The 16,534-nt window shown below is 52.7% G+C and carries 12 protein-coding genes and 1 pseudogene; 7 read left to right on the top strand and 6 right to left on the bottom strand.

Features of this window, described 5'->3' with window-relative positions; translation table 11 throughout:
- A pseudogene (locus FDW87_RS21900) lies at positions 1 to 129 on the top strand (cobalamin adenosyltransferase); the annotation flags it as partial.
- Here the strand turns inward: FDW87_RS21900 and dhaR are convergent.
- Positions 107 to 2,032: a dihydroxyacetone kinase operon transcriptional regulator DhaR gene (gene dhaR / locus FDW87_RS05840; protein WP_016154585.1), complete on the bottom strand. Its 1,926-nt coding sequence runs from the start codon at positions 2,030 to 2,032 to the stop codon at positions 107 to 109. The pseudogene FDW87_RS21900 and the gene dhaR sit on opposite strands and share 23 nt — an antisense overlap.
- 92 nt (positions 2,033 to 2,124) lie before the next feature.
- On the bottom strand, positions 2,125 to 3,222 hold the full coding sequence (locus FDW87_RS05835) for a glycerol dehydrogenase (RefSeq protein WP_016157514.1): 1,098 nt from the start codon (positions 3,220 to 3,222) through the stop codon (positions 2,125 to 2,127).
- A gap of 562 nt (positions 3,223 to 3,784) precedes the next feature.
- On the opposite strand from FDW87_RS05835, the gene FDW87_RS05825 reads away from it, so the two are divergent.
- Entirely contained in the window at positions 3,785 to 5,443 is a 1,659-nt protein-coding gene (locus tag FDW87_RS05825; RefSeq protein ID WP_049040239.1) for a glycerone kinase, read from the top strand.
- A 65-nt stretch (positions 5,444 to 5,508) separates the two neighbouring features.
- Here FDW87_RS05825 and cfa read toward each other — a convergent pair whose 3' ends face one another.
- Complete coding sequence (gene cfa / locus FDW87_RS05820) at positions 5,509 to 6,663, bottom strand: cyclopropane fatty acyl phospholipid synthase (RefSeq protein ID WP_019077741.1); 1,155 nt, start codon at positions 6,661 to 6,663, stop codon at positions 5,509 to 5,511.
- A 67-nt stretch (positions 6,664 to 6,730) separates the two neighbouring features.
- On the opposite strand from cfa, the gene FDW87_RS05815 reads away from it, so the two are divergent.
- Positions 6,731 to 7,579 carry an AraC family transcriptional regulator gene (locus FDW87_RS05815; RefSeq protein WP_016154589.1) on the top strand — a complete coding sequence of 283 codons (849 nt, stop codon included), beginning with the start codon at positions 6,731 to 6,733 and terminating at the stop codon, positions 7,577 to 7,579.
- On the opposite strand, the gene FDW87_RS05810 is transcribed toward FDW87_RS05815, so the two are convergent.
- A complete protein-coding gene (locus tag FDW87_RS05810) occupies positions 7,580 to 8,353 on the bottom strand; it encodes a siderophore-interacting protein (RefSeq protein ID WP_016154590.1) in 774 nt (257 codons plus the stop codon). It abuts the gene before it with no gap.
- Between the two features lie 236 nt (positions 8,354 to 8,589).
- Between FDW87_RS05810 and FDW87_RS05805 the strand changes: the two genes are divergently transcribed.
- Positions 8,590 to 9,264: a PadR family transcriptional regulator gene (locus FDW87_RS05805; RefSeq protein ID WP_161623113.1), complete on the top strand. Its 675-nt coding sequence runs from the start codon at positions 8,590 to 8,592 to the stop codon at positions 9,262 to 9,264.
- Between the two features lie 53 nt (positions 9,265 to 9,317).
- On the opposite strand, the gene FDW87_RS05800 is transcribed toward FDW87_RS05805, so the two are convergent.
- Positions 9,318 to 10,838, bottom strand: a complete 1,521-nt coding sequence (locus tag FDW87_RS05800; RefSeq protein WP_047414073.1) for a PAS domain-containing methyl-accepting chemotaxis protein — start codon at positions 10,836 to 10,838, stop codon at positions 9,318 to 9,320.
- A gap of 430 nt (positions 10,839 to 11,268) precedes the next feature.
- Between FDW87_RS05800 and ygjG the strand changes: the two genes are divergently transcribed.
- Entirely contained in the window at positions 11,269 to 12,648 is a 1,380-nt protein-coding gene (gene ygjG, locus FDW87_RS05795; RefSeq protein WP_049259762.1) for a putrescine aminotransferase, read from the top strand.
- A gap of 90 nt (positions 12,649 to 12,738) precedes the next feature.
- Here ygjG and FDW87_RS05790 read toward each other — a convergent pair whose 3' ends face one another.
- Entirely contained in the window at positions 12,739 to 13,071 is a 333-nt protein-coding gene (locus FDW87_RS05790; RefSeq protein ID WP_016157522.1) for a tRNA-binding protein, read from the bottom strand.
- Between the two features lie 209 nt (positions 13,072 to 13,280).
- Between FDW87_RS05790 and ebgR the strand changes: the two genes are divergently transcribed.
- Complete coding sequence (ebgR, locus tag FDW87_RS05785) at positions 13,281 to 14,264, top strand: transcriptional regulator EbgR (RefSeq protein ID WP_016157523.1); 984 nt, start codon at positions 13,281 to 13,283, stop codon at positions 14,262 to 14,264.
- Positions 14,265 to 14,471: 207 nt separating this feature from the next.
- The coding region (gene ebgA, locus FDW87_RS05780) for a beta-galactosidase subunit alpha (protein ID WP_252363031.1) at positions 14,472 to 16,534 on the top strand (2,063 nt) is incomplete at its 3' end.

The raw sequence follows: 16,534 nt of genomic DNA, 5'->3' as shown, positions 1-16,534 counted from the left end.
CGGATCCTCATCGCGATGGGCAGAACGCTGACGTTACGCGATGAGGCCAGGCGTTATATCAACCGGCTGTCGGATGCGCTGTTCTCGATGGCCAGAATCGAAGAAACTACTCCAGATGTTTACGCTTAAACTGGCTGGCATCAATGTCGTACTGCTTCATCTTACGCCACAGGGTGGTGCGACCAATATTCAGCAGTTGCGACATCTCCTGAACCCGCCCACTGGTCACGCGGGCGGCATGGATAATCGCCTCTTTCTCGATGGCGGTAAAGGTCAGGCTGGCGGGCAGCAGTGAAGATGCCGTCTCCAGACCAGGGCGTTCGGCAAACAGATAATCCGGCAGATTGCTCAGCCGAATATGGCCGTTATCACTGCTGATGGCGATGTTTTCAATAATGCTGTTCAGCTCAAAATCATTACCCGGCCACGAATAGGCCACCAGTTGTGCCAACGCGTCGTCGTCGATCTTCAGGCTGGATGAAAAGCGTTTTTTCAGGCTATTCAACCGCGTATAAATCAGCGATGGAATACTGTTACGCCGCGCCCGCAGCGGCGGGATTACGATCTCAAAAGAGTGCAGCGCGTAATACAACTGACGGCTAAAGCGGTTTTGCTCCACCAGATTCGCGAGATCAACCGTGGTGGTGGCGATCACTTTGACATCCACCGGAATCAGCCGCCGGGCATCCAGGCGGGTTAAAACGCCCTGCTTGATCACCTGCAGCAGCGCGGATTGTAACTCCGGCGCCAGATATTCAATTTTTTCCAGAAACAGCGTGCCGCCGTTCGCCAGTTCAAGACGGCTCAGCCGCCCGTTTTCATCATCAGTGGGCGCACTGCCCATAAAATCCTGCCCCAGTACGCTGTTGGCATACAGCTGGCAGTTCACGGCGATATACGGCCCGCTGGCGCGTTCGCTTTCATTGTGAATGGCCTGACTCAGTAGCTCTTTACCGACGCCCTCTTCCCCGCACAGCAGGATCGGGAAACTTCCCCTCGCCGCCTGACGACCAAAGTGGATCAAACGTCGGGTTTCTGGATCGTCTGTCGACATCTGCTCAAAGGTGTGGCTCACCTTGCCGAGCTGGCTGGTCATCAGTTGACGCATTTGCTCCACCGGATGCAGCAGCAGGATAAAGCTGTTGCCCTGCTCTTCAACAATCGGTTTCAGGGTGATGACGGCATCAACAAACTGGTGCTGGCTTTCAAAGGTGACTTCGACATGATTCAGGCCGCGGGCATGTTTGATCGCCCGACGCAGCAGCATGGGGAGATTGAGCAGGTCGTTAATATTCTTCCCCTGGCTGGCCTGCGCGTCGAGATGCAAAAGCAGCGCCGCGCGCGCATTGAGGAACTGCAATACGCCCTGTTCGTTCCAGGCCATCACGCCATCATCCATACTCTCCAGCAGCCCGTACATCTGGTTCAGATGGCGGTTGGATTCAGCCAGCAGGCTGTCAGTCAGCAATGAGTTGCCGACTTCTCTGGCAATCGCCAGCGTCAGGGATAAATCAGAAACGCACTCATGCTCTACCAGACAGCACAGCGAGATGGAGCCAAACAGTCGACCATGGTTATCGAATACTGGCGTAGAGCAGAACGACCACGGATGCAACGCCTGTTTAAAGTGCTGATCGCCAGAGGTTTTTGTCGGTTGCCCCGGCATCGTCGCCAGCGACAACGCGCAGCTGCCAATAATGCTTTCCGCACAGTAACTGCCGTCGCGAAAACCGAGCTCCGCCAGTTGCTCCACCGTCTGCGGATCGCCGCAACGGCTGAGAATACAGGCCGATTCATCCAGAATTAACAGCGCGCACGGACGGCCGTCCATAAACTCCCAGGCATCTTCCAGCGCGGCCTGAGCAATCGTCAGCAGCGCTGTTTTGCGACGACAGATCGACTCAAAGGTCAGGCCCTGCGCCTGATGCGGCGCCTGCCAGGTTTCCCGCTGCATAAACTTGCTGCAACGATGCCATGACTGGGCAATGACCGAAGAGACTTCCTTCCCAATGTCCTGAGTGTGCGTCGTCATATCCCTTTCCGCTGTTTTACCATAGACAACCCCTCCGGCAGAGACTGTCAGAGGGGGGAGAAGATGCCGGATAAAAACTTACCGACGACTGATTAACGCGCCAGCCACTGCTGTCCCAGCAGGTCTGCCGTCAGTATCGCGGCATGTACGCTTTCAGGCGTCACCGAGAACGGCATATTGTGGATGGTTTCACCTTCTGCGCAGGTCGCTTTGGCCACGGCCATGATCTTGCCGTCAATGTCGTCTTTCACGCCCATTTCCGCTAACGTTACCGGCAGGCCTACTTTCTGACAGAAATTCAGCACGGTTTCGATCTCTTCCATCGGGCTGTTTTGCAGCACCAGCTGCGCCAGCGTACCAAAGGCGACTTTTTCACCGTGGTACAAATGGTGACACTCTTCCAGAATCGTAAAACCGTTGTGGATAGCATGCGCCCCTGCAAGACCGCTGCTTTCAAAGCCGATGCCGCTGAGGTAAGTGTTCGCTTCGACAATACGCTCCAGCGCATCAGTCACCACGCCAGCCTGCGCGGCAAAGCGTGCCTTTTCGCCTTCCGCCAGCAGGGTATCATAGCACAGGCGCGCCAGGCTCAGCGCCGCTACGGTGGACTGTCCGCCCGCCATGCTGGTCGCTCTGGCGTCATAACAGGCTTTCGCTTCAAACCAGGTTGAGAGCGCATCGCCCATCCCGGCCACCAGCAGGCGTACCGGCGCTTTGGCAATGATTGCGGTGTCCATCACCACCATATCCGGGTTTTTCGGGTAGATCAGATACTCTTCAAACTCACCGGCTTCGGTATAGATAACGGACAGCGCGCTGGTTGGCGCATCGGTAGAGGCGATAGTAGGGATCACCACCACCGGTAGCTTCTGGTAGTAACCAATCGCTTTGGCGGTATCCAACGTTTTCCCGCCGCCAATCCCAACCACGCCGCGGCAACCGTGCTGTTTCAGAATGGCAATCAGGCGATTAATTTCAATATGGCTGCATTCACCGTTGAAGCGTTCCGCGTGGCAGCTAATGTCGTGGCTGTGCAGGCCATTGAGTACCTTCTCTCCCGCCAGCTTCATCACGAAGTCATCCGCAATCACGAAAAAGCTGTCCGCCAGATTTTTAGCGTATTGACCAAATAAGGTGGAAGCGTCAGGGCCCTGGAGATATTTGGCTGGAGATTGAATAACTTTTAGCATTCCTTTCATCCTCAAATAAGTACATGTTTTTACATGGTGAGCCCTGGCGTTAACCTGTTTGGCCTGTTGCTGTCGGCAAAAACAGGAGGTACCGGAGCGATGCAATAACTGTATGGCGAGGCGTGAACAAAAAAATCTTTCGTCATTTTGTTCTGATATGAAACAGATAAAAACGACGTACGTTCCATTCTGGAACGCTTATCCACAAAAATGATAAGGTTTGCGATCCCGATCCGTACATTTACCCCCAAATCTCCGGCAAACACGAAGCTCAGTTCCTCTTTTACTCATGCAGTTGTATTAAAACCGGCAAAAAAAAGGCTGGCTGCGCCGTATGAGCGGCGCTGATCGCAGGAGAAAAAAGTCGAGCGAGCTCGCATTATGATCATTCCCCGCTTTTTTAAGTTTCATTTCGGAACAAAAAACAGCATCAACGTTCCGTAATGAAACTCATTTTAGCGTTGTTTTTTTCCACGCTGACTTCGCCAGAATCTCTTCATTGCCTCCGCACCATGATCCTACATTCGGGGGTTTGTCTTTCACTCAACCTCGAGGAGCCGTTATGTCTCAATTCTTTTTTAACCAACGCACCCATCTTGTGAGCGACGTCATCGACGGGGCGATTATCGCCAGCCCATGGAATAACCTGGCGCGTCTGGAAAGCGATCCGGCCATTCGCATCGTGGTCCGTCGTGACCTTAATAAAAATAACGTAGCGGTCATTTCCGGCGGCGGTTCGGGACACGAACCCGCGCACGTTGGGTTTATCGGTAAAGGCATGCTAACCGCTGCGGTCTGCGGCGACGTTTTCGCCTCCCCGAGCGTGGATGCAGTACTGACCGCCATTCAGGCGGTGACCGGTGAGGCTGGCTGTTTGTTGATTGTGAAAAACTACACCGGTGACCGTCTTAATTTCGGTCTCGCCGCCGAGAAGGCGCGTCGCCTTGGCTATAACGTTGAAATGCTGATTGTCGGCGACGACATCTCCCTGCCGGATAACAAACACCCACGTGGCATTGCGGGAACTATCCTGGTGCATAAAATCGCAGGCTATTTTGCCGAACGCGGCTATAACCTCGCCACCGTCCTGCGTGAAGCGCAGTACGCAGCCAGCAACACCTTTAGCCTGGGCGTAGCGCTTTCCAGCTGTCATTTGCCGCAAGAAACCGACGCAGCCCCTCGTCATCATCCGGGTCATGCGGAGCTGGGTATGGGCATTCACGGCGAACCAGGCGCATCGGTTATCGACACCCAAAACAGTGCGCAAGTGGTGAACCTGATGGTGGATAAACTGCTGACCGCCCTGCCTGAAACCGGTCGTCTGGCGGTGATGATTAATAATCTTGGCGGCGTTTCCGTGGCCGAAATGGCCATCATCACCCGCGAACTCGCCAGCAGCCCGCTGCACTCGCGTATCGACTGGCTAATTGGCCCGGCCTCGCTGGTCACCGCGCTGGATATGAAAGGCTTCTCACTGACGGCCATCGTGCTGGAAGAGAGCATCGAAAAAGCACTGCTCACCGAAGTGGAAACCAGCAACTGGCCGACGCCGGTCCCACCGCGTGAAATCAGCTGCGTAGCGTCATCTCAGCGTAGCGCCCGCGTGGAATTCCAGCCTTCGGCAAACGTCCTGGTGGCCGGGGTTGTGGAGCTGGTCACCGCAACCCTTTCCGATCTGGAGACTCATCTGAATGCGCTGGACGCCAAAGTCGGCGATGGCGATACCGGTTCGACCTTTGCCGCCGGCGCGCGTGAAATTGCCAGCCTGCTGCATCGCCAGCAGCTGCCGCTGGATAACCTTGCCACGCTGTTCGCGCTGATTGGCGAACGTCTGACCGTGGTGATGGGCGGTTCCAGCGGTGTGTTGATGTCAATCTTCTTTACCGCCGCCGGGCAGAAACTGGAACAGGGCGCTAACGTTGTCGAAGCGCTAAATACGGGGCTGGCGCAGATGAAGTTCTACGGCGGCGCAGACGAAGGCGATCGCACGATGATTGATGCGCTGCAACCGGCCCTGACCTCGCTGCTCACACAGCCGAAAAATCTGCAGGCCGCATTCGACGCCGCGCAAGCGGGAGCCGAACGAACCTGTTTGTCGAGCAAAGCCAATGCGGGTCGCGCATCGTATCTGAGCAGCGAAAGCCTGCTCGGAAACATGGACCCCGGCGCGCACGCCGTAGCGATGGTGTTTAAAGCGCTGGCAGAGAGTGAGCTGGGCTAAGATGTAACAAGGAGCGCTTCTCAGGTATTTACTGCCTGATGGCGCTTCGCTTATCAGGCAGAACGTTAACGATACACGCGGATCCCGCCCTCTACGCCGCGACTAAACAGCACCTGCCAAAGTTCAATATCTCTGGCGCGGAAAGCCCCGGCGCAGGCGCATAAATAGTAGTTAAACATTCTTCTGAAGGTGGCGGAATAACGTGATGACAGCTCCGGCCACGCTTGATTAAAGCGCTCGTGCCACGCCATCAGCGTTTTATCGTAATCGCTGCCAAAGTTATGCCAGTCTTCCATCACAAACCGTGATTCGCTGGCTTCGGCAATATGGGAGATCGCCGGTAAGCAGCCGTTCGGGAAAATATATTTATTGATCCACGGATCGACGCTCATCCCTTTTTTATTGCTACCAATGGTATGTAGCAGGAACAGTCCGTCCGGTTTTAAACAACGGTCGGCGATGCTGAAATAGGTGTCGTAGTTTTTTGGCCCGACGTGTTCAAACATCCCCACGGAGACAATGCGATCGTAGTGTTTATCGAGGTCGCGATAATCCTGCAGCAGAATCTTAACGTCCAGTCCTTCACAGCGCTGCTGCGCCATTTTTTGCTGCTCTTTGGAAATGGTGACGCCTTCCACCGCCACGCCATAATGACGCGCCGCATATTCCGCCAGCCCACCCCAGCCACAACCAATATCGAGTAAACGCATACCCGGTTTAAGTTGTAGCTTCTCACAGATCATTTTTAATTTAGCATTTTGCGCATCGTCTAATGTGGTCGCATCTTTCCAGTAAGCGCAGGAATATTGCATATGCGGATCAAGCATCAGCGCAAAGAGATCGTTACCAATATCATAATGTTCTTTGCCGACAATCCACGCGCGGCTCCGCGACTGCAAATTAAACAGGCGTGCGCTGGCAATACGTAAAATATCTTTCAGGTTACCCGGCATCTGCTGGTCAAGTTTTGCTTTCAGGATTTTGCAGAACAGAATATCGAGCCGCTCGCAGTCCCACCAGCCTTCCATATAGCTTTCGCCAAGCCCTAACGAGCCTTGTTGCAGTACCCGTTTAAAGAAACCGGCATGATGAAGTTGAATGTCCCAGGCACGGGAGCCATTAATCCTGATATCTGCTTGCGAAAGCAGCTCTTTTCCCATTCGGGTCCAGTTATCATTTGTTTCATTGACGATGACAGCATCTGAACAAAGCGAGTTCATGGTTTTTACCAAAGGTGGGCTAAAAATTCTTACGCAAGATTATTATGGAAAAAAGAGTGTATGTATTATGATCCGCGGACAAGATCTATCGAGCAGCGGACACACCATCGGGAGCATTGACGATCTATTTATGGAAACTCTCGTGCAAAAACAGTGGAACTCCTTCCCGGATAACTCCATGACGGAACTGCCGCAGGATGTTTACTTTCGCTCTTATGTCCTGGAAGCCAATCATCATGTTCCACAGCATTCACACTCTTTTATGCAGTTTCATTTCGCCCGCAAAGGCAGTATGCGTATTGATGTTGCCGGCAAGTGCTGGATAATCCCGGCGCATTATGGCATCTGGATCCCAAATCATACGGAGCATGCGGTTTGGGCATTGGATGATGTGCATTTAGAGAATCTGGATATTAAACCGAGCTTTCTTGAAGAGAGCATCAATGAATGTAAAGTGGTGGCTATCAGTGATTTCGCCAGAGAGTTTATTCATTACGCCACGAATTTAATTTCGGGCCATTATGATAGCCAGTCAAAAGAGGGCAAGCTGGTTAGCGTCCTGGTCGACATTATTCTGCAGCTTCCGGAAGTCGCTTTTGTACTACCCTGGCCACAGGATCGCGAATTAACCAAAGTTTGCCGAACAATACAAGAATCCCCGGCGCTGGAGCATTCGGTTGAATACTGGGCGCAGCATCTGGGTATGTCTGCCCGTACCTTTTCACGCCATTTCAAAAAAGAAACCGGATTGCCTTTCAGCGTCTGGAAGCAAAAAATGCGTATTCTGGAATCCGTATTAATGCTGAAGAAAAATAAAAGCGTGACCGCCGTGGCGCTCGACGTAGGGTATTCAAGCACCGCGGCATTTAGCTACGCATTCCGCCAGGCGTTTGGCGTTCCGCCATCTAATTACTGATTAACGACGCTGATGCCAGTAAGCCGCTGCGCGAACAAGTTGCTGATCGAACGCCTCGGTTTCAAAGCGAGCACTCAGGTTTTTGACCACCTTACCTTCGCCGGTAATCCAGATGTAATAATCATCTGCAGGTACGCTTAGCTGCGATAAGTGTTCATTCACCGCCTGTTCGTCATGGCCGATAAACCACTGAATAGTAAATCCGTCGAGATGAGCAAAATAGTCCTGGTACGCGGCATCCTGCACACTTACCAGCGCCGTGACGTTCGGACGTACCGCTAAACGGCTGAGCGACTCCAGGCGTCGGCGCAGCGCAGGCATTCCCGATTCATCACACACGTAAAGCTGATACGCGTAGTCTTCTGGCACCACCAAAGAACCGCGCGGTCCGCCTACCGTCAGCTTGTCACCCTCGCGGGCATTCATCGCCCACGTACTTGCCACGCCACCGTCATGAATATAGAAATCCAGTGCCAGCTCATGGCGTGCTTCGTCATACAACGGCGTGTAATCACGGGATATCGGACGCACGCCGTCAGCCCAGACAATACCTTCATCGGTGACAACCGGCGGCACAAAGTGGCTGCCCGGTTCAGGGAAAAAGACCTTGGTATGGTCATCAAAGCCGTGTGAGCTAAAACCATCCAGAGCGTCACCGCCCAGTACAATGCGCTGAAATCCCGCGCTAATACGTTCGACGCGCAGGACAGTAAGTTCCCGAAAACGCAGTTCATTGCGAACGCGCTGCGGGTAGCGTGAGGTGTTTTTTGTCATTTTTTCGCCTTCGGAAAGATAATACGATATATCTAAATTAATTTTTAAATGATAATGATTGCTAATAAGCAAGATTGCAAGCACTTTTTTGATATAGTCGACTGCTGATTAACCGGCTAACACAACCCCTTTAAAACAGATAAAAATCATCAATTTAAACAAAAAACATTTTATAGGCTTGCACCAAAACAATATTTAGATATAAATTAGATATATCTAAAACACATCAGGAGACGATGATGCAAAACCATCATGAAGGTTGCTGCAAGCATACAGAGCACCAACACGAAGGCTGCTGCAAGGGTGAAGGGCATCACCACGAAGGCCGCCACAACGAACACCATGCAGGTTGCTGCAAAGGTGAAGAACATCGCCATGAAGGCTGCAACAAAGAACATCACCACGAACAGGGTTGTGGACACCGCCACGGTCGCGGCGGCGGTCGTCGCCAGCGCTTCTTCGGTCACGGAGAATTACGCCTGGTCATTCTGGATATCCTGACCCGCGACGCCAGCCACGGCTATGAGCTGATTAAAGCGATTGAAACCCTGACTCAGGGCAACTATACCCCGAGCCCGGGCGTCGTCTATCCGACGCTGGATTTCTTGCAGGATCAAGAGCTGATCACTATCAGCGACGAGGAAGGCGGGCGTAAACAGATTGCGATCACAACCCAGGGCCAGCAGTGGCTGGATGAAAACCGTGAGCATCTGGAACATATCCACGAACGTATTAAAGCCCGCTGCGTGGGTTTTGAATTACGCAAGAACCCGCAGATGAAACGCGCGCTGGAGAACTTCAAAGCCGTGCTGGACCTACGGGTCAATCATGGTGATACCAGCGATGCACAGATCAAAAAAATCATCGGTATTATCGATCGCGCTGCGCTGGATATTACTCAACTGGATTAATCTACAGAGCAGGCGGAACGCGTTTGCCCTGCGTTCCGCCTTTATCGTTAATATTAATGCAGCACCGTGACTGCATCTTCCAGACGACCAGCGCGATGTTTCACCATCGCGGAAATCTGGGCGCTCTCTTCAACCAGCTCGGCGTTTTTCTGCGTAATGTTGCTTAATTCATTCACTGCGCGAGTCAGGCTCGAAAGACCATCTGACTGTTCCAGCGTTGAGTGACTGATTTGGGCGATCAACTGCGTCACGTTTTGCACCTGCGCCACAATATCATCCATCGTGCGCCCTGCGGCGTGAACCTGGTCGGATCCGGACTGCACCTTATCGGCGCTGGCATCAATCAGCTTGCGGATATCATTGGCTGCACTGGCGCTGCGGCTGGCAAGATGTCGCACTTCTCCCGCCACCACGGCGAACCCTTTCCCCTGCTCACCCGCCCGTGCGGCTTCAACAGCGGCGTTCAGGGCCAGAATATTAGTCTGGAAAGCAATATCGTTAATCAGCGTGGTAATGGTGCCGATCCGCTGGGTGCTGTTGGCGATATCATCCATAGTTTTGATGACGGTATCCATCGCCTCGCCGCCGTGCGTCGCCGCGCTGCTGGCTGCAATGGAGAGCTTGTCGGCCGCGGCGGCGGTCTCTGAGTTTTGCTTCACCGATGCCGCCATCTGATTCATGGTGGTCACCGTTTCCTGCACGTTCTCTACGGTCTGCTGCGTATGCTTGTTTAAATCATCGCTGCCCTTCGCCAGCGTTTCGCTGTCGCTGCGTACACAGCTCACCTGACTGGAGACATCATGGATGAGCCAACGGCACATTAGCCCCAGTTGCCCAACCGCTCGCAGCATCAGGCCCAGTTCATCACTGCGGTTAAGATGCAACACGCTGTTTCGTTCACCGGTCGCCACTTTTAGCGCCTGACGAGCGACATTCTCAATAGGACGCACAATCTGCCATTCGAAAATAGCCGTTCCCAGCATCATCACCAGCGCGCTTATCAGCAGTAACGGCCATTCGGCGCCCATTTGCTGCAATGCGGCCGCCAGTACGATAAACATAATTGCCATTACGCTGCGCACTCGCCAGCGAATCGGCAGCGCCGGGAGTTTACCCAGCCAGCCTTTGCGTACCACCAGTCCTTTATGGATACGTCGGTTGCAACGCCCTTCATTCAGCGCTTTATATAAAGGCTCTACCGCCGCAATCTCCTCGTCAGTAGCCCGGGTACGAATTGACATATATCCGGTGACACGACCTTCCCGTACCATCGGCACCGCATTGGCCCTTACCCAGTAGTGATCGCCATTCTTACGCCGGTTTTTCACAATCCCGCTCCATGGCTCGCCCTGTTTCAGGGTGTACCACATATCCGCAAACGCCGCTTTTGGCATATCCGGATGACGAACCAGATTGTGCGGCTTATCGAGCAATTCATTCAGTTGATAGCCACTGACCTGGACAAAAGTATCGTTCGCGTGGGTGATATAGCTTTGTAAATCGGTGGTCGACATGAGGGTGATATCATCATCCAGCGGTGTATTTTGCTGACTAACGTAGGGATGAGAAGACATGATTGCGTCCTGTGCAGGTTATCTGGTTGTTAACTCTTTCGGCTTATGTTATTTCGGCGATAATTTTTTTATCTTTAGTTGTTAAATTTGATTTAGATCGCAATTTGCGATTAAACCTCAAAATCTGTACGCATTCTAATCCATTGATTTAAAATACTTTCATTCAGTAACTATTCAACTGCACTTCTACCAACGCACCGTCACAGTGCAAACATTGCTCACTTTTAGCGCAGAAAAGTGCTTTTCCGATCTGTTTTCGCGGTCTTAACCTGGGCAAAATGCCAGCAAATGTTAAACATCAGTATTAAATGTTGCGTGAATGAGATGTTTCCTGGTGTTTATCCCGATTTTTGCTAAGCGCGCCGGAATGGCGCAATCACTGCAATACTTAAATCAGTATCATGTGATACGCGAGCTCCGGGAGCATATTTTGAACAGGTTACCTTCCAGCGCATCGGCCCTGGCCTGCAGCGCACACGCACTGAATCTCATCGAAAAGCGCACGCTTGATCATGAGGAAATGAAATCATTAAACCGAGAGGTGATTGAATACTTCAAGGAGCATGTCAATCCGGGGTTCTTAGAGTATCGAAAATCTGTAACTGCAGGCGGGGATTACGGAGCCGTAGAGTGGCAAGCGGGAAGCCTGAATACGCTTGTCGACACCCAGGGGCAGGAGTTCGTCGATTGCCTGGGTGGATTTGGAATTTTCAACGTGGGGCACCGTAATCCAGTCGTGGTTTCCGCCGTACAGAATCAACTCGCGAAACAACCTCTGCACAGCCAGGAGTTACTTGACCCTCTGCGGGCCATGCTGGCAAAAACCCTCGCCGCGCTGGCACCAGGTAAACTGAAATACAGTTTTTTCTGTAACAGCGGGACCGAGTCGGTTGAAGCCGCTCTGAAGCTGGCGAAAGCGTATCAATCGCCGCGCGGTAAATTTACGTTCATTGCCACCAGCGGCGCATTCCACGGCAAATCATTGGGAGCACTGTCCGCCACGGCTAAATCAACCTTCCGCAAACCCTTTATGCCGCTGCTGCCAGGTTTCCGCCATGTACCGTTTGGCGATATTAACGCGATGCGCACCATGCTCAGCGAGTGTAAAAAGACTGGTGACGACGTCGCAGCCGTGATCCTCGAACCTATCCAGGGTGAAGGGGGCGTGATCCTGCCACCGCAAGGGTATTTGCCCGCCGTGCGTAAACTTTGCGATGAGTTTGGCGCGCTGATGATCCTTGATGAAGTGCAGACCGGCATGGGTCGTACCGGCAAAATGTTCGCCTGCGAGCACGAAAACGTGCAGCCCGACATTATGTGTCTGGCCAAAGCGCTGGGCGGCGGCGTGATGCCAATTGGCGCAACCATTGCCACCGAAGAGGTGTTTTCCGTCCTGTTCGACAATCCCTTCTTGCATACCACCACGTTTGGCGGCAACCCGCTCGCTTGTGCGGCTGCGTTAGCCACCATTAACGTCCTGCTGGAGCAAAATTTACCGGCTCAGGCGGAGCAGAAAGGCGATATGTTGCTGGATGGTTTCCGCCAGCTTGCGCGGGAGTACCCAGACCTGGTGCATGATGTACGCGGTAAAGGCATGCTGATGGCAATTGAGTTTGTCGATAATGAAATCGGCTACAACTTTGCCAGTGAGATGTTCCGCCAGCGGGTACTGGTTGCCGGCACGCTAAACAATGCAAAGACGATCCGTATCGAACCGCCGTTAACGTTAACGATCGAGCAATGCGATCTGGTATTGCGATCGACGCGCAAAGCCCTGGCAGCATTACGGGTGAGCGTGGAGCAGGTGTAATACAGGTCGGATGGCGCTGCGCATCTCAGGCTTACGGGATCAAATGTAGGTCGGATAAAAGCGTAGCGGCCATCCGGCAATTAGCACAACTTAAACAATCCGCACACCCGCAGGCATAAGGCGTTCTGGCGTCAGCAGCACGCTTTCGCTGCCATCGTCCGTCTCAGCGCACAGCAACATGCATTCTGACGTTTCCCCGCGCATTTTGGCCTTTTGCAGATTACACAGCACCACCACCGTTTTCCCCATCAGCTCCTCTTCGCTGTAATAAGGCACCAGGCTGGTCACGGTTTGCAGCGTACGCTCTCCCACATCCACCTGCACGATATACAGCTTATCAGCATTGTCATGGCGCTTTACCTGTGCGATTTTTCCAACACGTATTTCCATTCGGGCAAAATCAGCAAATGCGACGGTATCCATTGTGTTCTCCTTTGGTAAAACTTTACTAAATAATAGCAAAATATTTTCCGGGGATGGTTCTCAAAAGCGGGAAAATGACGTAGTCATCACACTCTGAAAGCCCAGTTTTACCCCAGGCATGTCAATTAAACGTACTTTTTTTACTGAAAACAGATGAATAGATAAGCACTTCATTTACAATGCGCAGGTAACTCAGGGAAAAGGCAAACATGGCAACACTTAAAGACATCGCAATCGAAGCTGGCGTGTCCCTGGCGACAGTGTCCCGGGTTTTAAACGATGACCCCACGCTGAATGTAAAAGAAGAGACCAAGCATCGCATTCTGGAGATCGCGGAAAAACTGGAGTACAAAACCAGCAGTGCTCGTAAAAACCAGACCAGCGCGCTCGGCCCCCAGCATATTCTGGCGCTCTACAGCTACCAGCAGGATTTGGAAATCAACGATCCTTACTATCTCGCGATCCGTCACGGAATAGAAACCCAGTGTGAGAAGCTGGGGATCGAACTGACCAACTGCTATGAGCACAGTGGGCTACCGGAGAGCAAAAACATTACCGGCATTCTTATTGTCGGCAAGCCTTCTTCGGCTTTGCGTAATGCAGCAGCAGCGCTTACCGACAACATCTGCTTTATCGATTTCCATGAACCCGGCAGCGAATATGACGCCGTCGATATCGATTTGGCCCGCATCAGTAAAGAGAGTATCGACTACTTCATCGCCCAGGGCGTCACTCGCATTGGCTTCATCGGCGGTGAAGACGAACCCGGCAAGGCAGATATCCGTGAAGCCGCGTTTGTCGAATACGGTCGTCTGCAGCAGGTCGTTTCTGAACAGGACATCTATCGCGGCGGTTTCTCCAGTTCATCAGGGTATGAACTGGCCAAAAAAATGCTGGCGAAAGCCGACTATCCCGGTGCCCTGTTTGTGGCTTCAGACTCGATTGCTATTGGCGTTCTGCGCGCCATTCACGAGCGTGGCCTGAACATTCCGCAGGACATTTCGCTGATTAGCGTTAATGATATCCCGACAGCGCGCTTCACCTTTCCTCCGCTTTCCACCGTTCGCATCCATTCAGAAATGATGGGCAGTCAGGGCGTCAACCTGCTGTTTGAGAAAGCCCGCGACGGGCGTGCGCTTCCTCTGCTGGTTTTTGTTCCCAGCAAGCTGAAACTACGCGGCACCACCCGCTAAAATCCCCAGTAAACACGCCCGGTTTCTTCTGATGCCGGGCGCGCATTGTCATGCATTATTTTCTGCGCCCCCATTATTTTCGTGATCCAGTTAAAGTAAATCACCTCACTTGCTATATTTTAGTAAAACTTTTACTAAAATCATCATCAATTACACTTACTCACCATTACAATGAATGGTTCCGATTTTTCTCCACCGGGAGGCCTTATGAATCGCTGGGAAAACATTCAGCTCACCCACGAAAATCGACTGGCGCCACGCGCATATTTTTTCTCTTATGACTCCGTTGCGCAGGCTCGCTCGTTTGCCCGCGAAACCAGCAGCCTCTTTCAGTTGCTAAGCGGTCAGTGGAATTTTCAGTTCTTTGAGCATCCGCTGCAGGTGCCGGAAATCTTTACGTCGCAGTTGATGAATGACTGGGGCAGCATCACCGTCCCAGGCATGTGGCAGATGGAAGGACACGGCAAACTGCAGTATACCGACGAAGGTTTTCCTTTCCCGATTGATGTCCCCTACGTTCCGACCAATAACCCCACCGGAGCCTACCAGCGCATTTTCTCCCTCAGCGAAGGCTGGCAGGGCAAACAAACGCTGATTAAATTTGATGGCGTAGAAACCTACTTCGAAGTTTACGTGAATGGTCAGTACGTCGGTTTCAGCAAAGGCAGCCGCCTGACGGCTGAATTTGATATCAGCGCGGTGGTAAAGACCGGTGACAACCTGCTGTGCGTTCGCGTAATGCAATGGGCTGATTCCACTTACGTTGAAGACCAGGACATGTGGTGGTCGGCGGGAATTTTCCGCGACGTCTATCTGGTAGGCAAAGAGACGACCCATATTCAGGATTTTACCGTTCGCACCGAGTTCGATGATGACTATCGCGACGCCATCCTCACCTGCGACATTGCGCTGGAAAACCTGGCTTCCACGCCAGCTATGGCGTCGCTCGAATACACCTTGTTTGACGGTGAGCAGGCGCTGCATAGCGGCGTGATTAACAATCTGGCAGTGGATCAACACACCCGCACCGCTTTTAATTTCAAGGTTAGCGCGCCGCAGCAGTGGTCAGCGGAATCGCCGTATCTTTATCATCTGGTGATGACGCTGAAAGATGCCAACGGCAATCTCCTTGAGGTCGTGCCACAGCGGGTCGGATTCCGCGATATCAAAGTTCGCGACGGTCTGTTTTACATCAATAACCGCTACGTGATGCTGCATGGCGTTAACCGCCACGACAACGATCATCTAAAAGGCCGTGCGGTTGGCATGGATCGCGTTGAAAAAGATCTGCTGTTAATGAAGCAGCACAACATCAATTCCGTGCGTACCGCCCATTACCCGAACGATCCGCGCTTCTATGAATTGTGCGATATCTACGGTCTGTTCGTGATGGCCGAAACCGACGTTGAATCTCACGGCTTCGCCAATATCGGCGATATCAGCCGGATAACCGACGATCCGCTGTGGGAAAACGTCTACGTTGAGCGCATCGTGCGCCACATCCATGCACAAAAAAACCACCCGTCGATCGTCATCTGGTCGCTCGGCAACGAATCCGGATACGGCTGTAACATCCGCGCCATGTATCACGCCGCGAAAGCGCTGGATGACACGCGTCTGATCCATTACGAAGAAGACCGTGACGCCGAAGTGGTGGATATCATCTCCACCATGTACACCCGTGTGCCGCTGATGAATGAGTTTGGCGAATATCCACATCCTAAGCCGCGCATCATCTGCGAATATGCTCACGCCATGGGCAACGGTCCCGGCGGGCTGACGGAATATCAGAACGTCTTTTATCAGCATGACTGCATTCAGGGACACTATGTCTGGGAGTGGTGCGATCACGGGATTCAGGCCAAAGATGACGACGGCAACGTCTGGTACAAATATGGCGGCGACTACGGCGACTATCCGAACAACTACAACTTCTGCCTTGATGGCCTGATTTATTCCGATCAAACCCCGGGGCCGGGTCTGCAGGAATACAAGCAGGTGATTGCGCCAGTAAAAGTACGCGCACAGGATCTGGCTCGCGGCGAGCTACGGGTAGAAAACAAACTGTGGTTTACCACGCTTGACGACTACACCTTGCATATTGAGGTTCGCGCCGAGGGAGATACGCTTTCTGCTCAGCAGATAAAACTGCGCGACGTCCCTCCTGACAGCGATACCCTGGTGCAATGCACACTGCCGGAGCTGGATGCGCGCGAAGCGTTCCTCAACGTCATCGTGACGAAAGATTCCCGTACGGCATACAGCGAAGC

Source organism: Citrobacter sp. wls826, assembly GCF_005281245.1.
GTDB classification, from domain to species: Bacteria; Pseudomonadota; Gammaproteobacteria; order Enterobacterales; family Enterobacteriaceae; genus Citrobacter; species Citrobacter braakii.
The sequence above is the reverse complement of the archived record's forward strand: the minus strand, read 5'-3'. Positions and strand labels throughout refer to the sequence as shown.